We start from the raw sequence: 21959 nt of genomic DNA, 5'->3' as shown, positions 1-21959 counted from the left end.
GTAAGAAATCCTTCAAATGCCGGAGCCGGCCACATTTACACCCCCCTCGGTCGTTTATAGAGAGGCTCACCACCAACAGCGAAGCACAAATCATGCTCCGACGCCTCTATGACTGGACGATGTCGCTCGCGACACGAGAAACCGCCATTGTCTGGCTTGGCATCATCGCCTTTGTCGAAAGCTCGATTTTTCCGGTTCCCGCGGATCTGCTTCTCATCCCAATGGCGCTAGCGCGCCCGGAGCGGGCATGGCGCTACGCGCTGGTTGCAACCATCGCTTCGGTGCTTGGGGGTATTGCCGGCTGGTATCTCGGCCATTATGCCTTCGATACGCTGGCAAGGCCGCTCTTGGAGTTCTACGGCAAGCTCGATACGTTCGAGCATCTGAAGGCGTCGGTCGACTCCGAAATGCTGGCCTTGCTGCTCGTGACATCAGGCTTGGCACATCTACCGCCGATCAAGGTCGTGACCATCCTGTCGGGCGCTGCCAACATCAATCTCGGCTTTTTCATCGTGTCGGCAATCATCGCGCGCGGCGCGCGCTTCTTCCTGCTTGCCTGGCTTCTGCGCCGCTTTGGCGAAGACATCCGTGATTTTATCGAGAGACGGCTTGGCGCGTTGGCGGGAGGGACGGCAGCCGTCCTAATCTGCCTCTTCGCCGCCCACCGCCTTTTCTACTGATATTTTCCCTGCCCGGCCCTTCAGGGGCTAACCAAGTTCTGTTGCCCTCTACGCCTTTGCAGAAGCAGCAATGGGCAGGGACAGCGGCGCGAGAGTCCGCATCCCGCGGCCCCTCGGATCGTTTTCGGGCGCCTTGCGGCAGGCGTAGTCCTGCGCCTCCTGAAGCTTCGCGAGCGCGCCGTCATAATCGATCAGGGTCGGCCGCCCGCCGCTGACGACGCAGGTGCCGTCGACGTAGACCCGTTCGATCGCCCGCTCAGCCGCGCAATGCAGGAGGTTGCGCAAGGGATCATAGATCGGCTGCATCGCGTGGTGGCGAAGATCGACCACGAGGAAATCCGCCTTTGAGCCGACGGCGATCCGCCCGATATCATCACGGCCGAGCGCCCTGGCGCCTGCGATAGTCGCGGCTTCCAGGATGTCACCGGTCGCGACGTCGAAGACAGACTTGCCGGCGAGCCGTGCGCAGATCATCGCCTGACGCATTTCTTCGAGCATGTTGAAGGGATAGCTGTCCGTTCCGAGCGCGACGTTGACGCCGGCCCGGCGGTAGCGGCCCACGGATTCGAGCGCCATGCCGCTGCGCGAGAAGGTGACCGGGCAATGGGCAACGGTCGTCTTGCGGTCGGCCAACAGCCGCAGATCGACCTCAGTGCGTTGCCGGGTCCAGGAATGGCTGTCGACGAAGATGCAATGGCCGAGGATCAGATCTTTACCAAGCAGGCCGAGGACTTTCGAGATACTGCACGGCGGTCAACCCGTGGCGACGCAGCAGTTCCTCATGTTCGGCCATGGTCTGGGCGGTGTGAATGGTGACCGGAATGCCGCGCTTGTGCGCAGCCGTCACGGCATCCTGCAGCAGTTCCGGCGAGCAGGTCTCGATCTGCGATGGCGCCACGACGCCGCCAAGGCGGCCGGACGGGTGCGCAGCCGCTGCGTCGACGACCTCCAGCGCCCGCGCAAAGGCTTCCCGACCGCGCACCTTGTCCCAGCGGAAATCGAGGCGGTGGCTGTCTTCGACATGCCATTGCGCCTCGCGGAAGCCGGGCGCGACGAAGGCACGTGCACCGCTTCGGGCGAGCGTCGGCAGCCAGCTTTCACGCGGGCCCGCAATGTCGAGCAGCGTGGTGACGCCGCTGCGCATCAGATCGCCGACCATGACCGTCAGCGACGCCTCGATCGCGTCGTCGTCGATCTCCAGAAGGTTGGAGTATTCGTAGAGCGCATTGCCCCAAAGGGCGGCCGTACCCATGTCCTCGAAAATACCCTTGGAGATCGGCTCTTCGCCGGAATGGCAATGGACGTTGACGAAGCCCGGCATGATCATTCGATCGCGGCCGGAACTTTCGCTGTCGAATGGCCCGTCGTAGTGGCCGCCAACATGAACGAAGCCCTTGTCGTCATAGGCGATGTCGGTGTCGTGCAGATAGACGTGGCCACCCCGCTCGCGATTGAAGGCGACGAGCGTGTGCACATTGCGGATGACGTGGATCTCTTTAGTCATGCGTGGTCCTGAAATATTGCTCTAGGAAACGGCTGTAAGCTCCCATGAGAGCACTGAAAACGAAATAAACGACGGCCGCGAAGACATAACCTTCCAGCACCGCGATACCCTGCCATTCCGGATCGCGCATGGCAGTACGCACAGTATCCAGGAAGTCGAGCAGGCCGACGATGGTCACAAGCGTCGTATCCTGGAAGAACCCGATGAAGAGGCTGACGAGCGGCGGGATGACCTTCTTCAACGCTTGCGGCAACACGATCTTCCGCATGATCTGCCAGTAGTGCAGGCCAAGCGAATGGCCGGCCTCCACCTGCCCCTTGGGCACCGCCTGCAAGCCACCACGGACGATCTCGGCGATATAGGCGGCGGCAAAGAGAATGATCGCCACCTGTGCGCGGGCGAGCTTATCGACGGTGATGCCGTCTGGCATGAACAGAGGCAGCATGACCGTTGCCATGAACAGGATGCTGATCAACGGCACGCCGCGCACGATCTCGATGAAGCTGACCCCCAGGATGCGGATTGCCGGAAGACTGGAGGCGCGGGCGAGCGCAAGCGCGATGCCGAGCGGCAGCGCGAAGGCAAGGCCGATGAAGGAAAGCATGAAGGAGAGCGGCAGACCGCCCCATTGCGCCGTCGGGACGACGGTCAGACCGAAGAACCCGCCTGCCATCAGCAGATAGAGCGTCGGCAGGATGATTGCGATCCAGGCAATGAACAGCGTCCGTCCCCAGACCTTCGGCACCATCGAGACGAGGCAGGCGCCGAGAAACAAGAGCATCGCCGCCAGGGGCCGCCATTGCTCCTCGAACGGATAGAATCCGAAGAAGATGTAGCGCATCTTCGCTGAGAGGAACGGCCAGCAGGCGCCACTCGTCGCCTTGCATTCCGCCGGCGTGCCGGAAAAGGTCGCGTCGATGAACAGCCAACCAATTGCGAGCTTGGTAAGCGCGAAGATCGTGCCGAGGCAAAGGACGGTGATCAGCGCATTGCCTGGCGTTCCGAAATAGGCGCCGAGCCAGCGACCTTTCGGCGCCGGTGGCACTTCACGATGGGACGTAAGCGCAGAGCCGCTAACGAGGGTATCGATCTGTGTCATGGCTCAGCGCTCCCTCAGCGCGACCTTGGCGTTGTACCAGTTCATCACCAGTGAGATGAGGATCGACAGTCCGAGATAGACGCCCATGAAAATGGCAATGGATTCAATCGCCTGTCCGGTCTGGTTCATAATCGTGTTCGAGACCATCACCAGGTCCGGATAGCCGATGGCGATCGCGAGCGAGCTGTTCTTGAAGACGGTCAGATAGGTGTTGGTGAGCGGCGGGATGATGATCCTGAGCGCCTGCGGCAGGATCACCAGTTTCAGGGTGCGCGCACGTGAGAGGCCAAGCGCCGTCGCAGCCTCCCACTGCCCCTTGCTGACCGCCTGGATGCCGGCCCGCACGATCTCCGCAACGTTGGCCGACACACTGAGCGTCAAGCCCAGGAGAAGCGCCACGAACTCCGGACGCAGGTGATAACCACCGCTCAAACGAAACCGGCCGAGCACTGGCACGTCCCAGGCGACCGAGATGTTGGCGAACAGCAGCGCCGCCGCGATCGGCAGGAAGAACGCCAGCGTGGCGATCGGGGCCACCGGCATGTCCTTTCCGGTGACGACGCGCCTGCGGCCGAGGACCCGCGCGACGAAACTGGCCGCGACGACAGCGACGACGAGAGCCGTGATCAATGCCGCAAATCCGCTTTCCCAGTGCAGCGCGGGCAAGACCAGGCCGCTGTTCGACAGGAATACGCCCGGGAGCATCTGGATCGCCTGCTTAACCGGCGGAAACGTGGAGATAATCAGCGAATACCAGAGCAGCAGATAGAGCAGCAGCGGCACGTTGCGGAGCGCTTCCACATAGGCCAGCATCAGCCGCGACAGCACGGGGTTGTGCGACAACCGCCCAATGCCGACCAGCAGGCCAAGGATCGTGCCAAGCAATGCAGCCAACAGCGAGACTTTGACCGTGTTGGCAATGCCGACGAGGATTGCACGACCGATCGTATCCGTCGGCTCGTAGGTGATCGCGGTCTCCGTGATGACGAAGCCGGCCTGGCGCGCCAGGAAGCCGAAGCCGGTCGCGATATCCTGCTTGGCAAGATTGGCGCTCGCGGTGCTGAACATCACCCAGGCGATGAGCAACACGATGCCGACGGCGATCGCTTGATAGAGATAGGCGCGAATGCGCGCATCATAAAGCAGGGGCATCGGGCACCCGTCCCTTAGGCAGGACCTACAGCGCTGCGGATCTCATCTGGGCGCAGAGGTCGCTTTGGCACTTTGAACGTCCGCAGTTCTTCCACAAATCGGAGACGATCCAAGGAAACATGCAGCAGGAAGGTGGGCCCGCGCCGAGACGCGGACCCGTCAATCCTCAGCGGAACGGCGGTGCGTAGAGCAGGCCACCCTCGCTCCAGCGGGTGTTCGGGCCGCGCGTCAGGCCGAGTGCGGTCTTGGTGCCGAGGTTGCGCTCGAACACTTCGCCGTAGTTTCCGACGCCCTTGATGATGTTGTAGCCCCACTTGTTGTCGAGGTTCAGCATCTTGCCAAGCTCCTCGTTGACGCCGAGCATGCGCTGGATCTCCGGATCCTCGCTCTTGGTCATCTCGTCGACGTTGGCCTGGGTGATGCCGCGCTCCTCGGCTGCCATCAGCATCCAGGCCGACCAGGACACGATGTCACGCCAGTTGGAATCGTTCTGGCGAACGGCGGGCGCCAGCGGCTCCTTGGAGATGGTTTCCGGCAGAACGACGTAATCGTCCGGGTTGTTGGCGACGGCGCGGATCGAAGCGAGGTCCGAGCGGTCGGACGAGATCGCTTCGCAACGGCCGGAGAAGAAGGCGTTGCGGTTTTCGTCCGGATTTTCGAAGACGACCAGTTCGAACTTGCCGCCGATCGAGCGGAAGAAGTCGCTGAGGTTTTGAGCGGTCGTGGTACCCGGCAGCGTGCAGATCGCCGCATCCGTCAGTTCCTTGGCGCTGTTGACGCCAAGCGACTTCGCGACCATCAGCCCCTGGCCGTCGTAGAAGACGGTCGGCCCGAAGTCGAGGCCAAGCGAGACTTCGCGCGAGAAGGTAAGGGTCGTCTGGCGCGACAGCATGTCGATTTCGCCGGACTGCAGCGCCTGGAAGCGCGTGTTGATGTTCGTCAGGACGAAATCGACCTTTTCCGGGTCGCCGAAAACGGCGGCGGCGACAGCCCGACAGACGTCGACGTCGAAGCCTTGCATGTGCCCCTTCGCATCCGCGGTGGCAAAGCCCGGCGTGCTCATCGAGACGCCGCAGATCAGCTTGCCGCGCGCCTTGACCGTTTCGAGCGTCGTCGCCGCGTTCGCAGACGTCGCGGCCACAAGCCCGATGGCGATGCCCGCAACGGTCGCGCAAAGTTGTAGGATCCTGTTTTTCATGAATTCCCTCCCTTGGTTTTTCCTTGTCCTGACCGGCCCTGGTCGTGCGGTCCTCATCGCACGCCTCCTCCCTGACCGATCGACTCCGGCCCGCAGTTGCCGACGCCATCAGTTGCATACGATAGTAGAATACAAACATCAACATGATTGTATACAATATTGACGACAAAGTAATCGGGCGCTAGGGCGCCGTCGAACTGCGCGCCGAACTCGATACCGACAAGACTGAGCCGGATATCTCCGCCATTTTGCAACGCTATCCCCGCGAGGGCTGACGCCCGCTGTCAGTGGTGCGGGTAGTCGAAGATACGACGTTCTCAAGTCGATCTGCGGCACCAACTGTCGCGCGGCAAGAATCCAGGCGCGATATCCGTCTCCAATATCTGCGACAATACCGGTGCGCCGGGCGGGTCTTACAAGGGAGGGAGTGAGCCATGCCAAGAGAACTGGAATTCATGAGCCAACAGGTGGCTGCGGGGCGGTTGTCGCGACGGGAGTTTCTCGGGCGCGCCGCAGCGCTCGGCGTGACCGTCGCGTCGGCGAACCTGCTGCTCGGCCAGGCAGCCCGAGCGGCCGGGCCCGTCAAAGGGGGAACACTGAAAGCCGGCCTCGTCGGCGGCGAATCGACGAACAGCCTCGATCCCGCGACCTGGGCGAGCCAGGTCCCTTACACGCTCGGGCGCTGCTGGGGAGAGCAGCTTCTCGAAGTGTCTCCGACCGGCGAGATCGAGCATCGCCTCGCTGAAGCCTACGAGGCGACACCCGACGCCAAGACCTGGCGTTTCAAGATCCGCAAGGATGTCACGTTTCACAACGGCAAGGACCTGACGCCAGCCGACGTGGTGGCCACGCTCGAACGCCATGGCGATGCCGATTCCAAGTCGGCGGCCCTGCCCTTCGTCCAGGAATTCGAGACCATCAAGGCCGATGGCGACAGCGTCGTCATCACGCTACGCCAGCCGAACGCCGACCTGCCCTATGTTGTCAGCGACTATCACCTGATGATCCAGCCGAACGGCGGCAAGGACGACCCGACGGCCGGCATCGGCACCGGCCCCTACAAGGTCGTTTCCAACGAACCTGGCGTCAAACACGTTGCCGAACGCCACGAAGGCTATTGGGGCGCCGCCGAGCGCGGCCATGCAGACCAGATCGAAATCGCCGTGATCAACGATTCGACCGCGCGCACCGCCGCGCTGCAGAGCGGCCAGATCCACATGATCAACCGCATCGAGCCAAAGGTCGTTGCCCTGATCAAGCGCCTGCCCGGCGTCGTCATCCGCAACGTGCCCGGCAAGGGCCACTACGTTTTCATCGCCCACTGTAACACCGCGCCCTTCGACAACAACGACCTGCGCCTGGCGCTGAAATATGCGGTCGACCGCGAGGAGATGGTTGCGAAAGTGCTCGCCGGCTACGGCACCGTCGGCAACGACACCCCCATGATCAAGGGCTATCCGCTCTTTGACAATGACATCGAGCAGCGGGTCTTCGATCCGGACAAGGCGAAGTTCCACTACAAGAAGTCCGGTCATAGCGGATCGGTGTTGCTCAGGACCTCGGACGTTGCCTTCCCCGGCGCCGTCGACGCCGCGCAGCTCTTCCAGATGAGCGCCGCCAAATGCGGGATCACCGTCGACCTGAAGCGCGAGCCCGGCGACGGCTACTGGTCGGACGTCTGGAACAAGCAGCCCTTCAGCATGTCCTACTGGACCGGGCGGCCGACGCAGGACCAGGTCTATTCGATCGCCTACCTATCGAAGGCAGAATGGAACGATACGCGCTTCTTCCGCGAGGACTTCGACAAGCTGATCTTCACGGCGCGCGGCGAACTCGATACGGCCAAACGTAAGGCGCTCTATCGCCAGGCGGCCATGATTCTGCGTGACGAAGGCGGCGTCATCGTGCCGATGTTCAACAACTACATCGACGCGACGAGCGACAAGGTCGGCGGTTGGGTGGACGATCCGAACGGCGAACTGATGGGTGGCCACGCGCTGACGAAATGCTGGCTCAACGCTTAGATCACAATGGTTTTGGGACGAATCGGCCCAAAACCGTACACGTGATCGATTCTCATAAGTGAGAGCGGGATGCCGTCGGAAAACCGCAAAACACTTTCCTCATCCCGCTCTTGGCAAATGGGAAAGGAGCCGAAGGTCGGCGACGACCTTCGGCTTTTTTGCAAGCATTCAGAGCGTCCGGCGAAGTGACAGCATGCCGTCGCTTGCAAGCTCCACCTCGATGTCATGGTAACGGGCAAGTGTCATGTGCGGGGTGTCGGCAGCGGCCTCATGGGCTCCGGTGATGACGACGACGTCCGCGCCGGCCGCAAGGCCCGCCAGGATACCAGCAGGCGCGTCCTCGAACACCAGGCAATCCTCCGGCCGCACCCCCAGACGTTCGGCAGCCATGCGATAGCCCTGCGGATCGGGTTTGCCGGTCGAGACATCTTCGCCGGTTATCATCAGTTGCGGCGTCGGGATGCCGGCAGCCGCAAGACGGCGCACCGCCAGGTCGAGCGGCGCCGAGGTCACGATCGCCCATTTCTCCGGCGGCAGGGAATTCAGGAAGGCGACGGCGCCAGGGATCTCGACGATGCCCTCGACATCGGCGATCTCGGCAAGCGCCAAATCGTAGGCTTCCTTTTCCGCATCGATATCGGGCAGTTGCAGGCTACGGATCGTATCGACGGCGCGAACGCCGTGCACGGTCTTCATCATTTCGACCGGGTCGAGACCGTTGCGCACGGCCCAGGCGCCCCAGACGCGCTCGACCACGGCCATGGAGTTCAGCAATGTGCCATCCATATCGAACAATAGGGCGGCAAAATTCTTCGTGAAAACGGATGTAGGCGCGGCGTCCAAGGCAATCCCCTGAGATGGTGAAACGGGCGGCAGCAACATCGCCCCGTGGAAAAGGCACACCTACTACCGGACGATCAGGCGCACAATGCCATTTGCGCCTGCACTGCCAGTGGCCTCGCTCAGCTCGCGGCCTGGACTCGTGTCGTCATGAGGAAATCGATCGGGCCACCGGGCTGATCGTCATCGAAAACGGCACAGGACAGGACGCCGCTGAAGACGGCGCCGGAGTCGACGTTGGTCCGGTTGCCGATCGTACGCGGGTTGACCGTACTGGGTGTGTGTCCATGACAGAGATGCTTCCCCCAATATTCGCCGGAATAGTCCTCTGGTCGCCTGATCCAGAGAAAGATCTCGTCGCCTTGCTGCTCCAGCGGCAGCGTCTCATCGACACCCGCATGCACGAAAATGCGGTGACGTTCGACAAGGATCGTTGGGAGTTCCTTCATCCACTTCAGATGCCGACCGGGAATGACGCCGTTGTAGGAGACCAGCGTCTCCTGGCCACCATTGACGAGCCACCAATCAACGTCGTACTCGCCGCTGCTGGCGCCCCACAGCATATCTTCGTGGTTGCCCTTGAGTGTCAGCCAGGTCCAACCGGGCTTGGACGGGCCGGCCATGACCAATTCGACGACACCGCGACTGTCAGGCCCCCGGTCGATCAAGTCGCCGAGAAAGATGACCCTGCCCGCCGGCGCATAGGCTTCAATCTCGTGCAAAAGCACACGCAACTGTTCGAGGCAACCATGAATGTCGCCGATCGCGAAGGTGAGTTGCCGGGCGGCCATGCGTCTACTCTCCACACAAACTCCATACCCTCGGACCGGGCTGATCCAGGGGAAAATATCAATAAATCAAAACACTATAACAAGTCTTTCGTCGAAACGTATGCGCGCGATATCGATCGAAACAACCGACTCGCGTCAAAGTGCCCGACAATTTTGCCGATAGTCCGCCGAGGTGGCCGAAACTGGGCGGAGGTACGCTTTCGAACGAAATCGCCAAAGCCGTGGCTGCCGCCAAGATGCGGACAGCTCGCGTCGCCGCTGAGCCCTCAGCGGCGGGAATGGCCTTTTGCGATCGTCGAGGTGGCGATCGATACCGGATCGCTCGCCGGAAATGTATCTTCGAGCCCCTCGTCGAGCTGTTCTTCCATCGCATCCCGATCGTGCGCCTGACGGGCATTCAGCAGCGGACCTCGTAGCGACCCCGTCGGGGCGCCGGCGGCCTGCAACGCTTCATCTGCGTCGAGCGCCGTCTTGAGCATTTCTTTTGCCTTTGCAACGGCGTTGAGCCGGCTCAAGGAGCCGGCGCTATCCTGCGGGCACATCACGGTCACCACTTCCCCGCCATCGCCGACGAACTCGACGCTAAATCCGGCCCGACCGGCCCGTTCCGGGGAAACCTGTATACCGACGACGCGCATCTAATCCTCCTGCAAGCGGATTGGCGCCTCGGTCCACCGGACTGACATGGCAAAAGGCTCGCCGACCGTCCGTGCGGAGTCGAGGACATGTATGCAAGGAAGCGTCGAAAGGCGCTTTTGTTCCGAGAACCCGAAAAAAAGCGATACGCGACCGCGTTTGTGGTCAGATCAGAGTGCGCCCGGCGAGGCGACGGGGCGTGTTGTATCGGCCGGCAGGTCCTTGGCTGTATCGGCAGACTGGAAGGCCGGGTTGCCGGCGGGCGGCTTCCTCGTGCAGTCTGCGAAAGCATCAAGGTCGCGTTTGTAGACCTTGGTCTCGACGTTCATCATGCCGAGCACGGTGTGGAAGAGATTATCGTGCGATTTCGGCTGCGCCGTGTCCTTGGCCAGACAGGCGGTATCGACACCCATGGACGCCTGATAAGGTTTCGAGAACCAGGCGACGAATGGCACCTGCGTCTGCTCGCGCGGGGCGATCGCATAGGGCGCACCATGCAGATAGATACCGTCTTCGCCGAGCGACTCGCCGTGATCGGACATGTAGATCATCGCCCCGGCGACGCGATCCTGGTGCTTCTCCAGAAGGCGGGCAACACTCGCCAGCACGTAGTCGGTGTATAGGATCGTGTTGTCGTAGGCGTTGGTGATCTCGGCGACCGAGCACTTCATCAGTTCGGGCGTGCGGCAATCCGGGGTGAACCGACGGAACCTCTCGGGGTAGCGCAGATAGTAGGACGGCCCGTGGCTACCGAGCTGGTGCAGCACGATCACGCTGTTCGAGGTCGTCGCCTGTAGCTTCTTGTCGAGTTCGCCGAGGAAGATCTCGTCCAGGCATTCCCCGTTCTTGCACAGGGGACTGTTCTTCTGGTTGGTCATGCTGGCGAAGCTGATGAGGTCGGCGATACCCTTGCTGCCCGTGTTGTTGTCCCACCACGTGGTCGAGACGCCGGCACGCGTCAGCACGTTCATCAGATTTTCCGTCGACCGCGCTTTCCATTCGCTATATTCGTTGCGCGGATAGACCGAGAACATGCAGGGCAGCGAAATCGCTGTCGCCGTGCCGCAGCTCGTCGTGTCGGTGTAGTTGACGACACCAAGCGCCTTCAGTTCTGGATTGGTCTCGCGTGCGTAGCCGTTCAAAGAGAAGTTCATTGCCCGCGCGGTTTCGCCGGCAACGACCACAACGACCACGGGCTTGCCGGCGGCTGCGATCCGCGAACCCTGATGCGCATCGGTACCGAGCGGCTGTACGACGATGTTGCGCTCCTTGTAGGTCGAAGCGGCATATCGCACGGCCGCCGACACCGGCCCGGTCGGATTGAACCGCTTCATCAGGTCCTTATGTTCTCGGACCACATAGGCGACATTCGCGAAATTCGCATAGACCAGCCCACCGCTGACGAGGAGGCAGGGGATGATCACCGCGAGATTGACCGCAGCATTGGCGAGAAAGCGGCGGCGACGGACCTTGACCAAGGCGACGACAAGCGAAGGAAGCACGCCGTAGAGCAGCAAATGCATCGCCAGGCTCCCGGTCAGCAGGTGACCGGCTTCCGCCTGCGTGGTCACGGCCGCATTGCCGATCATGTCCTTGTCGACGATCACGCCGAAGGTATCGATGAAATAGGAGGCCGACGCCGACACCATGATCAAGAAGATCAGCACCGGCTTCATCACATATTTGACGGAGGCAGTCGTCAGCCCTGCAAAGGTCAGCAGGCAGAGTGCCGCGCTGAAGGAGAGCAGCGCTACAGCGGAATCGTTGAAATAGGCGACCGCATGGGTCCAGAAGGATTTGTTGGTGACAAGAAGCAGATAGGCGCTGACGAGCGCGCTGAGAGCGATGCCACCGATCTCTGGCCGGCGAATTCTCGAAAGTATCAAAGCGGGTCTCCAGCGGCGACTGCGCGGACATCAGAGATGGTCGACACGAACGCCGGCATTTCATCGAAGTGGAGACCGCAATACGGCCACCTGTTCAGTTGCAGCCTCCCCCTCATCGGTCGAGATACGACGAACAAGCTGTCCAAACCCCGTCAAGATTGCTCATTGCCAGCTTCATGCACGCGGCGGTGGGTATTGCGACCAGGAGTTGGCAGCCCAGGCGAAAGCCCATATGGTCGACAGCGGCCCCTGTAATATCGAGATGATTCAATGCGCCTGCTCCTGGTTGAAGACAGTCCGCGACTGGTAGAACTGGTCGGCGAAACCATGCGGGACGCTGGCTGGAGACTTGATGCCGTTTCAACCGTTGCAGACGCTGAGATGGCAATCGCCGGACGAGAGCACGATCTCGTACTGCTCGATCTCGGCCTGCCCGACGGCGACGGCTTGTCCCTGCTTCGTCGACTCCGACACGATTATCCGGGACTGCCCGTCCTGATCATCACCGCCAAGGGATCCGTCGACGAGCGCATCGCCGGGCTCGATGCCGGAGCTGACGACTATCTGGTAAAGCCATTTCATCATCGGGAGCTTCTCTCCCGTTGCCGCGCGATGCTGAGGCGCAACCCGCAGGCCGTCCAGCCGGTGCTGGAGGCAGGCGCCTTGCGCTATGACCCGGCGACCGCCGACCTCACCTGTGACGGCATCGTCGTGCCGTTGCCACCGCGCGAACGGTCGCTGATGGAAATCCTGATGCGGGAGGTCGGCCGCGTAGTGCCGAAGCGAAAACTCGAAACGGCGCTTTCTGAATACGGTCAGGAAGTCACGCCAAATGCGCTCGAGCTCGCCGTATCCCGCGTCCGAAAGCGCCTGCAACCGCTTGACACCGGCGTACAGATAGAGACCGTGCGCGGCATCGGCTATTTGCTCAGGCGCGCCTCATGAAAACCCGCAACCCGTCGCTGATCGGCATCGTCGCCCGCCGCATCATCGCCTTCTCGCTGGTGGCGATGGCGCTTCAGATCGGCGTCGTTTTTGCCGACTACTGGTACGACGACGACAAGCTGAGCGTCCTCATGCTCCAGCAGGAAACCGAAAATGTGGCCGCCTACGTCCAGGTCCGCGATGGTGTCGTGAGCTACGAGCCCAATCACGAGGTGCGCGAGCGCTATCAAGACCGTCATGACGACGGTGACTCGATCTTCCTTCGCATCCGTACCGCCTCTGGCGAGATCGTCTATTCGAACTGCACGAGCGAATGCGCCCGACATTTCCTACCGGTCAGCATGGATGCACCGCAATTCTGGAAGCGCCGGATCGCGCCCGGCAAGCCCTTCAGTGTCGCCGGCGGCCAGACTTTCGAACGGGGCGGCACCACCCTGCTCATCGAACTCGCGATCCTCAACGATCCCAACGGCTTCATGTACAGCGCACTGCTGCACGAGATGTTCGATTCGATGATCGTGCCGATGACGCTGATGTTCTGTCTCGTCATCGGCGCGACGATCTGGTCGATCCGCAGCGCACTGAAGCCCGTCGCGATGGCCGCCAAGGCGGCCGATGCGCTGGACCCGCGCGACAGCAGCGCACGCCTGCCACTGACACGAATGCCGCAGGAAATCGCCCGCCTGGTCACCGCCGTCAACCGCATGCTCACACGGGTGGCCGATCTCATCCAGTCGCAGAAGCTGTTCTCATCCTCGATCGCCCACGAAATCCGGACGCCGGTGTCGATCGCCAAGATGGAGCTGAGCCGCATCAACGATCCGAGGGCCCGCAACGCCGAAAGGGACCTTGACGCGCTGACCCATATTCTCGAGCAGCTCACCTCTCTGGCGCGGGCCGATGCAGTCGATCCCTCCGCCTACCAGCGCACCAGCCTGTCGCAGATCGGAGCCGCAGTTGCGGAGGCCATCGCACCGTTCGTCTTCGACCACGACAAATCGCTCGAGTTCGTCGACGAAGGCACGCCACCGGTCACCGCGATCCCGGCACTCGTCGAGAATATGCTGCGAAACCTGATCGAGAACGCGGTGAAACACAATCCGCCGGGCACCCGTATCGTTCTCGCCTGCGGTCCCGGCCCGGTGGTCTCCGTCGAAGACGACGGAAAAGGGCTCGTCGATCTGCCCGAGCACCACGAAGACCTCGGCTACGTGAAGAGTTCCGGCCAGCTCGGGCTCGGCCTCAAGATTGTCCGGCGCATCAGTGAGTTGCATCAGGCGACGATTTCGATCGATACGGCGCCAGAGCGCGGAACCAAGATTTCGATAGACTTTTCCGCCGCGGCCTGAGTCCCGCCAATTGGCCGCTCTGAGAGTATAGGCTCCTCCCCTCCTGACTCTGCACCCTTCAGGCGCCATGCGCCCATTTGCGCCAATGCCGATGGCAGGCTCTCTGCGTTGCCACCTCGATCCCGCGGGAGGCAACCGACCGTTCGCTTATCGTCCGTGCTGCGAGCTCCCAACTCCTACCGCGTACAATATTTAAAATTCATTCGATTGACTTAATCGATGGAATGATGTAATTTCAGGATATGATGAAAAACAAATCCACCACACAAACACCGAAGCAGGATCGCGGCGACGTCACGCGTGAGAAGCTTCTGACGAGCTCCATCGATGTCTTCGGACGCTACGGCTTCGACGGCGCCAGCACGCGCATGCTTGCGGAAACCGCCGGCGTGAACCTGCAGGCGATCCCCTATTATTTCGGCGGCAAGGAAGGCCTCTACATCGCTGCCGCAGAACACCTTGCGTCGATCATCGTCGGACATGTCGGTGAACTCAGTAACGTGATCCTCGAGCGCCTTGCCCGCCTCGACGGCGAAGGCAAGGCAATGTCGGCTGAGGAAGCCCGGGACCTGTTGACCCAGATGGCACAACACATGGTCGCCATCTTCGTCAGCCGGCAGTCGGAAAGCTGGGCGCGCTTCATCATTCGGGAACAAATGGAACCGACCGAGGCGTTCGAACGGGTCTACACGAATGTCATGGGTCCGATGATCGGCATGGCCGGCAGGCTGGTTGCAACAATCCTCGCCGAACCGCCGCAATCCGAACATGTCCGGCTGAAGACCCTGTCCTTCGTCGGCAGCATCCTCGTTTTCCGCATGGCCCACGCGGCCATGCTCCGCCAGATGAAGTGGCAGGCTGTCGGCCCCGGCGAGCTCGATATTCTGCGTCGCCACGTAGAAGAACTCGTCGCGGCACTCGGCGGCCAGCAGGAGCGCCAGCCATGAACAAGCCAGCAATCGCTCTCCTATTGTTCGCCGGCGCCGCCGCCGGCGCGTGGTGGTTCGATGTGCCGCGGCAGCTCGGCTGGGCCGCCACGGAACGAAGCTCGGTGCTTTACGGCAATGTCGACATCCGCCAGGTCTCGCTTGGTTTCCGAGTCAATGGCCGTATTGCGAGCCTTGGCGTCGACGAAGGCGATGCGGTGAAACCCGGCGACGTTCTCGCCACCCTCGATGCCATTCCGTTCGAGCAAGCAGTGGCGGCGGCGGAAGCCGAACTGGGCGCGCTCAAGGCCAATCTCGCAAAACTGAAGGCCGGCGCACGACCTACCGAAATCGCCCAGGCGCGCGCCGTCCATGAGGAACGGCTGGCCGACCTGAAGAATGCCGATCTTGCCTTTGAGCGCGCCCGGCAGTTGCGGCCGAACGGCACCATCTCCCAGGCGAACCTCGACGAAGCGAGCGCCAACAGGGCCGCGGCCGCAGCGCGTGCCACGTCCGCCCGCGAGGCCCTGGCCCTGCTCGAAGAAGGAAGCCGGATCGAAGACATCGAGGCAGCTCAGGCACAGGTCCTGGCGGCGGAAGCCAAGCTCGAGAGTGCCCGAACATCGCTCGCCGACACGCGCCTTCTTGCGCCGAGCACTGGTACGATCCTCTCGCGGGTCCGCGAAGTCGGCGCGATCGTCGCGCCGTCCGACATGGTCTATGTCGTCTCGCTGAACGAGCCCGTCTGGGTCCGGGCCTATGTCGCCGAGCCCGACCTCGGCCGCGTGCATCCCGGCATGCCCGTCGAGGTCACCTCGGACGGCACCCCGGATCGCCCTTACAAGGCGACGGTCGGCTTCATCTCGCCGGTGGCCGAATTCACGCCGAAGTCGGTGGAGACACCGGAGCTCAGGACCGACCTCGTCTATCGCCTGCGTATCGTCGTCGACAAGCCTGGCCCGGATCTGAGGCAGGGCATGCCGGTCACCGTGCGCCTGCCGGAACGGGCTGGAGGCGTTAGATGAGCACCAACGCCCCCTTCGTCCGGATCGCGGATGTGGTCAAGCGCTTCGGAGATGCTCCACCGGCGCTCGACCATATCAATGGCGAAATCCTCGGCGGTCGGATCACCGGCCTCGTCGGTCCTGACGGTGCGGGAAAGACCACGCTGATCCGGCTGATGACCGGGCTGATGCTGCCGGACGAGGGAAAGGTCGAGGTGCTCGGTTTCGACACGGTCACACATGCGGCCGACATCCAGGCGGCCATCGGCTACATGCCGCAACGTTTCGGCCTTTATGAGGATCTTTCCGTTCAGGAGAACCTGAACCTTTACGCCGATCTGCGCGGCCTGCCGCTCACCGAGCGCACCGCGACTTTCGACGAACTGCTCGAATTCACTGATCTCAAGCGCTTTACCGCGCGGCTTGCCGGCAAGCTTTCCGGCGGCATGAAGCAGAAGCTCGGCCTTGCCTGTGCGCTCCTGCGCAAGCCCCGCCTGCTCCTCCTGGACGAGCCGGGCGTCGGCGTCGACCCGATCTCCCGCCGAGACCTCTGGAAGATGGTCGAAAACCTGACGGCCGAAGGCATCGGCGTCGTCTGGTCCACCGCCTATCTCGAAGAGGCCGAGGCCTGCGACAGCGTGCTCCTGCTCAACATGGGCGAGCTGCTGTTTTCCGGTAGCCCCTTAGAACTGACCGATCGCGTCGCCGACCGCGTCTTCAAGGTCTCCGGGATCACACATGGACGCCGACAGAAGCTTGCGCGCTATCTCGACGAGGACGATGTCGTCGACGGCGTTATTCAGGGTGAAGCAATCCGCCTCGTCATGAAGCCGGACGCCAAACCGCCAACACCGGACGAGGGTTCGTCAGCGCCCGGCGTGACCGTCACTGCGCCCCGCTTCGAGGATGCTTTCATCGATATGCTCGGCGGTGGCCCTGGCGGCCGCTCGCGGCTGGCGGAAACCCAGACACCCTTTGCAATGGAGAACAGCAAACCCGTCATCGAGGCACGCGGCCTGACGAAGCGCTTCGGCGACTTCACGGCGGCCGACGACATTACCTTCGATATTCCGCGCGGCCAGATCTTCGGGCTGCTCGGTCCGAACGGTGCCGGCAAGTCGACGACATTCAAGATGCTATGCGGGCTGCTGAAACCGTCGGCTGGCGAAGGCCGCGTTGCCGGCTTCGACCTGCGCCGCGACGCGGCCGAGGCACGCAACCGGCTCGGTTACATGGCGCAGAAGTTCTCGCTCTACGGCGACCTCAGCGTCGCCCAGAATCTCAGCTTCTTTGCCGGCGTCTACGGGCTATCCGGCGCCCGCAAGCGCGAGCGCATCCAACTGATGATCGATATCTTCGCCTTCGACCGCCTGCTCGACATGTCGGCCAAGGATCTGCCGCTGGGCCTCAAGCAGCGGCTGGCGCTGGCCTGCGCCGTGCTGCACGAGCCGGAAGCGCTGTTTCTCGATGAACCGACGTCCGGCGTCGATCCGATCACCCGGCGCGAATTCTGGACCCACATTAACGGCCTGGTCGAAAAGGGCGTGACGGTGCTCGTCACCACCCACTTCATGGACGAGGCCGAGTATTGCGATCGCATTTCGCTGATCTACCGCGGCCGGTCGATCGCACTCGGCTCACCCGACGAATTGAAGGCGCAGGTCGCCAATGACAAGCTGCCGGACCCGACGATGGAGGATGCCTTCATCGCCCTGGTCCAGGGTTCGGAGGAAAAGGAGGCGGCATGAGCGCGCAATCCTCCACCATCGAAAGCCGCACCGCCCGGGCCCGTCGCTTTGCCGCGCTGGTGCGCAAAGAAAGCTATCAGATCATCCGCGACCCGAGCAGCATCCTGATCGCCTTCGTGTTGCCCATGATCCTCCTGTTTCTCTTCGGCTACGGCGTCTCGCTCGATACGACGCAGACCCGTGTCGGCCTAGTCATCGAGGAGGAGGCACCGCTGACGCGCGATCTCGCCGCGGGTTTTCAGGCTTCCCGCTATTTCAAGGTGACAATCGGCCGCGACCGGCGCGAATTCGAAGAGGATCTTGTCCTCGGCCGCGTGCGGGGCATCGTCGTGATCCCTGCCGGCTTCACGGCGGATCATGCCGCCGGGCGCCACCCGGCGTTGCAGGTGCTCGTCGACGGTTCCGACCCCAACACCGCCAACTTCGTCCAGAATTACGCCCAGGCGACCCTTGCCAACTGGGAGCGCCAGCGCCTGAACGACGGCGCCGGTCACCCGCCGGCGATTTCGGCCGAGCAGCGCTTCTGGTTCAATCCGGAGCTGACCAGCCGGAATTTCCTTGTGCCCGGGTCAATCGCGATCGTGATGACACTCGTCGGCACGCTGCTCACCTCGCTCGTCGTTGCCCGTGAATGGGAGCGCGGCACGATGGAGGCAATGATGGCAACGCCCGTATCGGCCGCCGAACTGCTGGCCGGAAAGCTACTGCCCTATTTTATCCTTGGGCTCACCTCGATGACGCTGTGCGTGCTGCTCGCCGTCTTCCTCTTCGGCGTTCCCTTCCGCGGGTCGATCGCGGCGCTCTATGCGCTCTCGGCAACCTTCCTGATGCCGGCGCTCGGCCAGGGCCTGCTGATCTCGGCGGCGACGAAGAACCAGTTTCTCGCCTCACAGCTCGCGCTGATCTCCGCCTTCCTGCCGGCCTTCCTGCTCTCCGGCTTTCTCTTCGAAATCAATTCGATGCCGACGGTTATTCAATGGATCACCTTCATTGTGCCGGCCCGCTACCTGATACCAAGCCTGCAGACAGTGTTCCTTGCCGGCGACATCTGGCCGATGTTTACGCGCGCCATCGTCGTCATGCTCTTAATCGGCTGCGTCTTCTTCGCGCTCGCCGCCCGCAGCACCCGCAAGAGGATTGGCTAAGATGTGGTGGACAAGGCTCAAGGCGCTGATCGTCAAGGAGTTGCTGGCGGTGTTGCGCGACCCCAAGGGGCGCACCGTGCTGATTGTCCCGCCGATCCTTCAGCTTCTGGTGTTTTCCTATGCCGCGACGCTGGAGGTGACGAATGTCGACGTCATGGTGCTGAACCGCGACAACGGCCACTGGAGCCAGGATCTCGTCCGCGAGATCGACGGTGCGCCGACCTTCCGCAGCATCCGCTTCACGAACAGTCCAGACGAGGTGCGTGTGGCGATAGACACCCAAAAGGTCATTGCCGCGATCGAAATCGGCCCCACCTTCTCGCGCGACATCGAGGCGAGCCGCCCGGCGGAGGTGCAGGTCATTCTCGACGGGCGTCGCTCCAACGCATCGCAGATTGTTTCCGGCTATCTCGGGCGCATCGTCGGAACGCTTGGAGCCGAGACGCCGGCCGGCAAGCGCATGGCATCCGGCGCCATCACGGTCGTTGCGCGCAACTGGTTCAATCCGAACCTTACCTATCAATGGTTCATGGTGCCGAACCTCGTCGCCAGCATCGCGCTCCTGATCGGCTTGATCGTGACCGCGCTGTCGATCGCGCGCGAACGCGAGCTTGGTACTTTCGATCAGCTCATGGTATCGCCGCTTCGAACCCACGAAATCCTGATCGGCAAGCTAATCCCGCCGATGATGATCGGCGTGTTCCACATAACGATCTACATTCTGGCCGCCGTCTTCATTTTCGGCGTACCGCTGCGCGGCTCGCTGTTCCTGCTCTACGGCAGCGCGATCTTCTACCTTGCCTCCGTCGTGGGCCTCGGCCTGTTCATCTCGGCGCTGTCGATGACACAGCAACAGGCGATCCTCGGCGCCTTCCTCTTCATGGTGCCGGCAATGCTGCTTTCCGGCTTCGCGACGCCGATCGAAAACATGCCCACCTGGCTGCAGCCGATCACCTATATCAACCCGCTGCGCTACTTCCTGGTCATCGTGAAGGGCGTATTCCTGAAGGACATACCGGCGGTCGAGGTGGCGCGACAGACGATCCCGCTGTTGCTGATCGCCATCGTCACCCTCTCGGCCGCCTCGTGGCTGTTTCGCCGCCGGCTGGAATAGCTACTGCATGTTTCCTTTAATCGTACCCGATTCAAGGACAAAAACATGCAGCAATTTAAATTGCTGCAGCGACCTTGCGCGCCTGATAAGACGCGCGGCGCTGTAGGGCAATTCCAGCAAAGACGCGGTTTTGCGGCCGGAACTGCCTGAAGCGGCTCTTTCGGCCGCAGACGCACTACTCCTTCAGAAACTGTGCGATCGCGGTGATTTCGTTCTGACGGATGTCGTGTCCGCCCGAGTGCCATTCGGTTTCGGTCGCCGCGCCCTGTCCCTGGAAGTAGTCCGCCAGAGCCTGCGTCAACCGGGCCGGGCAAATGGGATCACGTTCCCCGGCCGTGATCAGCACTCGGCGCCCCTTGAGACCGGCATTGTCCTTTGGACGGAACGGGATCAGAGGATGCATGAGCACCGCTTTGTCGAAGACACCCTCTTCGATCAGCACGTTGGCAAGAATGTTCGCGCCATTGGAATAGCCAAGGCCAATCACCTCCGAAGCCTGATGCTCGGCGGCAAGCGCCTTGACGAAAGCCGCCATCTTCTCGGTGGCACGTGCGAGGTCCGCCATGTCGTAGACGCCCTCGCCCGTGCGCTTGAAGAAGCGCGCAGCCCCATGTTCCGACACGTCGCCCCGCGGCGAGACAATCGTCGCATCGGGCAAGAGTTCGGACGCGAAGGTGAAGAACTGGTTTTCGTCGCCACCGGTTCCGTGGAAAACGAAGAAGATCGGCTGACCGGGCTTGCCGGCCTTCAGTTTGTGGACATAGCCAAAGTCGACCATTTTTGTCTCCTGGCGCTATTCCGGCGAACTCCTGACGAGCTCGCTATCGGAAGAGCTTTGTTTCAAAGAGTTAGACCCACTGTTTCGACGAAACTGTGAATGATCTGCCGAGCATTCCAATGTTGCGAAGGGTCCGCCGGCAGGGCGAGCCCTCGGTGTTGGCTGTGCTAGTCGTCGATCTTCTGCAGATGGCTCTCCAGGATCGGGCGCAGGTGCTTGTGCTGTTGCGGCAGCTTCAACGCCTCGCCGAGATGCGCAAGGTCCTCGTCGCGATCAAAGCCGGGCTCGTTGGTGGCAATCTCGAACAGCACGCCGCCAGGCGTACGGAAGTAGATCGCCCAGAAATAATCGCGATCGATGACCGGGGTCACTTGGTAGCCGGTGTCCATCAGGGCCTTGCGCACTTCGAGCTGCTTCTCGCGGTTCTCGACGGCAAACGCGATATGGTGCACCGAACCGGCGCCCTGGGAAGCGCGACCGATATTCGGCATCGTCGCGAGGTCGATGACGCGGGCGTCGTTGCCGCCGGGTACGATCAGGCGCGTGACACCGTCCTTTCGGTCGAGTTCTTCGTAGCCCATGAACTTCAGGAGCTCGGCCGTTGCGCCCTCGTCGCGAAGACGCAGTGCTGCGGAATGGAACCCGCGGATCGCATGATCAGCCGAGATGCCGCCTTCCGTCCATGGCGTGCGATGGTCGTCCTTGACCTCGACGAGGGCGAAGCCGTCGCCATCGGGACCGGCAAAGTTCAGGCGCTTCTCGCCGAAGGTCTCTTCATCCTTGAGACCGGTGACGCCCAATGTGGTCAGGCGATCTTTCCAGAAGCCGAGGGAGCCCTGCGGCACCGAGAAAACAGTCGTTCCGACTTCGCCGGTACCGGCGCGGCCACGCGGCATTTGCGGGAACGGAAAGTAGGTCATGACCGTGCCGGGCGTGCCGGCCTCGTCGCCATAATAGAGATGGTAGACATCGGGGGAATCGAAGTTAACTGTCTTCTTGACGCGGCGCAGGCCGAGCGACTTGGTGAAGAACAGATTGTTTTCGCGCGCATCGTCGGCCATCGAGGTGACGTGATGCAGACCCTTGATCTGATTGAGCATTGCCGTGATCCTTTCTCTCCTGCGCCACCGGGCGCTCCGT

Annotated in this window: 20 protein-coding genes; 9 read left to right on the top strand and 11 right to left on the bottom strand. The window is 62.1% G+C overall.

Annotated features, from left to right (window positions below):
- Positions 1 to 92: 92 nt before the first annotated feature.
- Complete coding sequence (locus tag ACQ5BM_RS13200) at positions 93 to 680, top strand: YqaA family protein (protein WP_429811605.1); 588 nt, start codon at positions 93 to 95, stop codon at positions 678 to 680.
- Between the two features lie 48 nt (positions 681 to 728).
- On the opposite strand, the gene ACQ5BM_RS13195 is transcribed toward ACQ5BM_RS13200, so the two are convergent.
- The 5 genes from ACQ5BM_RS13195 to ACQ5BM_RS13175 form a co-directional block, all read right to left on the bottom strand.
- Positions 729 to 1370: an amidohydrolase family protein gene (locus ACQ5BM_RS13195; protein ID WP_429812034.1), complete on the bottom strand. Its 642-nt coding sequence runs from the start codon at positions 1368 to 1370 to the stop codon at positions 729 to 731.
- A 22-nt stretch (positions 1371 to 1392) separates the two neighbouring features.
- Complete coding sequence (locus ACQ5BM_RS13190; RefSeq protein WP_429811602.1) at positions 1393 to 2184, bottom strand: amidohydrolase family protein; 792 nt, start codon at positions 2182 to 2184, stop codon at positions 1393 to 1395.
- The gene (locus ACQ5BM_RS13185) at positions 2177 to 3283 is read right to left on the bottom strand and encodes an amino acid ABC transporter permease (protein WP_429811598.1); all 1107 of its coding nucleotides are present in this window, start codon (positions 3281 to 3283) and stop codon (positions 2177 to 2179) included. Before ACQ5BM_RS13185 ends, ACQ5BM_RS13190 begins: the two co-directional genes overlap by 8 nt.
- 3 nt (positions 3284 to 3286) lie before the next feature.
- Complete coding sequence (locus ACQ5BM_RS13180) at positions 3287 to 4435, bottom strand: amino acid ABC transporter permease (RefSeq protein WP_429811595.1); 1149 nt, start codon at positions 4433 to 4435, stop codon at positions 3287 to 3289.
- Positions 4436 to 4601: 166 nt separating this feature from the next.
- The gene (locus tag ACQ5BM_RS13175; protein ID WP_429811592.1) at positions 4602 to 5633 is read right to left on the bottom strand and encodes an amino acid ABC transporter substrate-binding protein; all 1032 of its coding nucleotides are present in this window, start codon (positions 5631 to 5633) and stop codon (positions 4602 to 4604) included.
- A gap of 434 nt (positions 5634 to 6067) precedes the next feature.
- Between ACQ5BM_RS13175 and ACQ5BM_RS13170 the strand changes: the two genes are divergently transcribed.
- A complete protein-coding gene (locus tag ACQ5BM_RS13170) occupies positions 6068 to 7657 on the top strand; it encodes an ABC transporter substrate-binding protein (RefSeq protein WP_429811589.1) in 1590 nt (529 codons plus the stop codon).
- Between the two features lie 168 nt (positions 7658 to 7825).
- Here ACQ5BM_RS13170 and ACQ5BM_RS13165 read toward each other — a convergent pair whose 3' ends face one another.
- The 4 genes from ACQ5BM_RS13165 to ACQ5BM_RS13150 all read right to left on the bottom strand — a co-directional run bounded on the left by ACQ5BM_RS13165 (position 7826) and on the right by ACQ5BM_RS13150 (position 11810).
- Complete coding sequence (locus ACQ5BM_RS13165) at positions 7826 to 8539, bottom strand: HAD family hydrolase (RefSeq protein ID WP_429811586.1); 714 nt, start codon at positions 8537 to 8539, stop codon at positions 7826 to 7828.
- Between the two features lie 80 nt (positions 8540 to 8619).
- The gene (locus ACQ5BM_RS13160; RefSeq protein ID WP_429811583.1) at positions 8620 to 9288 is read right to left on the bottom strand and encodes a metallophosphoesterase family protein; all 669 of its coding nucleotides are present in this window, start codon (positions 9286 to 9288) and stop codon (positions 8620 to 8622) included.
- Between the two features lie 266 nt (positions 9289 to 9554).
- Complete coding sequence (locus ACQ5BM_RS13155; protein ID WP_429811580.1) at positions 9555 to 9926, bottom strand: hypothetical protein; 372 nt, start codon at positions 9924 to 9926, stop codon at positions 9555 to 9557.
- A 168-nt stretch (positions 9927 to 10094) separates the two neighbouring features.
- Positions 10095 to 11810 carry a phosphoethanolamine transferase gene (locus ACQ5BM_RS13150; protein WP_429811577.1) on the bottom strand — a complete coding sequence of 572 codons (1716 nt, stop codon included), beginning with the start codon at positions 11808 to 11810 and terminating at the stop codon, positions 10095 to 10097.
- 270 nt (positions 11811 to 12080) lie between these two features.
- Here ACQ5BM_RS13150 and ACQ5BM_RS13145 point away from each other — a divergent pair, with 270 nt between their 5' ends.
- From ACQ5BM_RS13145 to ACQ5BM_RS13115, 7 genes are all read left to right on the top strand, one after another.
- Positions 12081 to 12755 carry a response regulator transcription factor gene (locus tag ACQ5BM_RS13145; protein ID WP_429811574.1) on the top strand — a complete coding sequence of 225 codons (675 nt, stop codon included), beginning with the start codon at positions 12081 to 12083 and terminating at the stop codon, positions 12753 to 12755.
- Complete coding sequence (locus ACQ5BM_RS13140) at positions 12752 to 14104, top strand: sensor histidine kinase (RefSeq protein WP_429811571.1); 1353 nt, start codon at positions 12752 to 12754, stop codon at positions 14102 to 14104. The genes ACQ5BM_RS13145 and ACQ5BM_RS13140 overlap by 4 nt, the downstream gene beginning before the upstream one ends.
- Positions 14105 to 14346: 242 nt before the next feature.
- Positions 14347 to 15051, top strand: a complete 705-nt coding sequence (locus ACQ5BM_RS13135; RefSeq protein ID WP_429811569.1) for a CerR family C-terminal domain-containing protein — start codon at positions 14347 to 14349, stop codon at positions 15049 to 15051.
- Positions 15048 to 16055 (top strand): secretion protein HlyD, encoded by a 1008-nt coding sequence (hlyD, locus tag ACQ5BM_RS13130; RefSeq protein ID WP_429811567.1) that lies wholly within the window; start codon positions 15048 to 15050, stop codon positions 16053 to 16055. The genes ACQ5BM_RS13135 and hlyD overlap by 4 nt, the downstream gene beginning before the upstream one ends.
- The gene (locus tag ACQ5BM_RS13125; protein WP_429811564.1) at positions 16052 to 17782 is read left to right on the top strand and encodes an ATP-binding cassette domain-containing protein; all 1731 of its coding nucleotides are present in this window, start codon (positions 16052 to 16054) and stop codon (positions 17780 to 17782) included. The genes hlyD and ACQ5BM_RS13125 overlap by 4 nt, the downstream gene beginning before the upstream one ends.
- On the top strand, positions 17779 to 18927 hold the full coding sequence (locus tag ACQ5BM_RS13120; protein WP_429811561.1) for an ABC transporter permease: 1149 nt from the start codon (positions 17779 to 17781) through the stop codon (positions 18925 to 18927). The genes ACQ5BM_RS13125 and ACQ5BM_RS13120 overlap by 4 nt, the downstream gene beginning before the upstream one ends.
- A gap of 1 nt (position 18928) precedes the next feature.
- Positions 18929 to 20041 (top strand): ABC transporter permease, encoded by a 1113-nt coding sequence (locus ACQ5BM_RS13115; RefSeq protein ID WP_429811558.1) that lies wholly within the window; start codon positions 18929 to 18931, stop codon positions 20039 to 20041.
- A 175-nt stretch (positions 20042 to 20216) separates the two neighbouring features.
- On the opposite strand, the gene ACQ5BM_RS13110 is transcribed toward ACQ5BM_RS13115, so the two are convergent.
- Positions 20217 to 20819 (bottom strand): alpha/beta hydrolase, encoded by a 603-nt coding sequence (locus ACQ5BM_RS13110; protein WP_429811555.1) that lies wholly within the window; start codon positions 20817 to 20819, stop codon positions 20217 to 20219.
- Positions 20820 to 20986: 167 nt separating this feature from the next.
- Positions 20987 to 21919, bottom strand: coding sequence for a VOC family protein (locus ACQ5BM_RS13105; RefSeq protein WP_429811552.1), 933 nt, complete (start codon positions 21917 to 21919; stop codon positions 20987 to 20989).
- Positions 21920 to 21959 lie beyond the last annotated feature (40 nt).

The organism is Ensifer sp. B1-9 (assembly GCF_050474445.1).
Taxonomy (GTDB): domain Bacteria; phylum Pseudomonadota; class Alphaproteobacteria; order Rhizobiales; family Rhizobiaceae; genus Ensifer.
The sequence above is the reverse complement of the archived record's forward strand: the minus strand, read 5'-3'. Positions and strand labels throughout refer to the sequence as shown.

What these genes read in the sequence shown, in the direction of transcription:
- ACQ5BM_RS13115 (WP_429811558.1), top strand. Translation starts at nt 18,929, where the DNA reads ATGTGGTGGACAAGGCTCAAGGCGCTGATCGTCAAGGAGTTGCTGGCG.
- ACQ5BM_RS13125 (WP_429811564.1), top strand. Translation starts at nt 16,052, where the DNA reads ATGAGCACCAACGCCCCCTTCGTCCGGATCGCGGATGTGGTCAAGCGC.
- ACQ5BM_RS13110 (WP_429811555.1), bottom strand. Translation starts at nt 20,819, where the DNA reads ATGGTCGACTTTGGCTATGTCCACAAACTGAAGGCCGGCAAGCCCGGT.
- ACQ5BM_RS13105 (WP_429811552.1), bottom strand. Translation starts at nt 21,919, where the DNA reads ATGCTCAATCAGATCAAGGGTCTGCATCACGTCACCTCGATGGCCGAC.
- ACQ5BM_RS13145 (WP_429811574.1), top strand. Translation starts at nt 12,081, where the DNA reads ATGCGCCTGCTCCTGGTTGAAGACAGTCCGCGACTGGTAGAACTGGTC.
- ACQ5BM_RS13200 (WP_429811605.1), top strand. Translation starts at nt 93, where the DNA reads ATGCTCCGACGCCTCTATGACTGGACGATGTCGCTCGCGACACGAGAA.
- ACQ5BM_RS13175 (WP_429811592.1), bottom strand. Translation starts at nt 5,633, where the DNA reads ATGAAAAACAGGATCCTACAACTTTGCGCGACCGTTGCGGGCATCGCC.
- ACQ5BM_RS13140 (WP_429811571.1), top strand. Translation starts at nt 12,752, where the DNA reads ATGAAAACCCGCAACCCGTCGCTGATCGGCATCGTCGCCCGCCGCATC.
- ACQ5BM_RS13190 (WP_429811602.1), bottom strand. Translation starts at nt 2,184, where the DNA reads ATGACTAAAGAGATCCACGTCATCCGCAATGTGCACACGCTCGTCGCC.
- ACQ5BM_RS13165 (WP_429811586.1), bottom strand. Translation starts at nt 8,539, where the DNA reads ATGTTGCTGCCGCCCGTTTCACCATCTCAGGGGATTGCCTTGGACGCC.
- ACQ5BM_RS13135 (WP_429811569.1), top strand. Translation starts at nt 14,347, where the DNA reads ATGATGAAAAACAAATCCACCACACAAACACCGAAGCAGGATCGCGGC.
- ACQ5BM_RS13180 (WP_429811595.1), bottom strand. Translation starts at nt 4,435, where the DNA reads ATGCCCCTGCTTTATGATGCGCGCATTCGCGCCTATCTCTATCAAGCG.
- ACQ5BM_RS13185 (WP_429811598.1), bottom strand. Translation starts at nt 3,283, where the DNA reads ATGACACAGATCGATACCCTCGTTAGCGGCTCTGCGCTTACGTCCCAT.
- ACQ5BM_RS13170 (WP_429811589.1), top strand. Translation starts at nt 6,068, where the DNA reads ATGCCAAGAGAACTGGAATTCATGAGCCAACAGGTGGCTGCGGGGCGG.
- ACQ5BM_RS13155 (WP_429811580.1), bottom strand. Translation starts at nt 9,926, where the DNA reads ATGCGCGTCGTCGGTATACAGGTTTCCCCGGAACGGGCCGGTCGGGCC.
- ACQ5BM_RS13160 (WP_429811583.1), bottom strand. Translation starts at nt 9,288, where the DNA reads ATGGCCGCCCGGCAACTCACCTTCGCGATCGGCGACATTCATGGTTGC.
- hlyD (WP_429811567.1), top strand. Translation starts at nt 15,048, where the DNA reads ATGAACAAGCCAGCAATCGCTCTCCTATTGTTCGCCGGCGCCGCCGCC.
- ACQ5BM_RS13120 (WP_429811561.1), top strand. Translation starts at nt 17,779, where the DNA reads ATGAGCGCGCAATCCTCCACCATCGAAAGCCGCACCGCCCGGGCCCGT.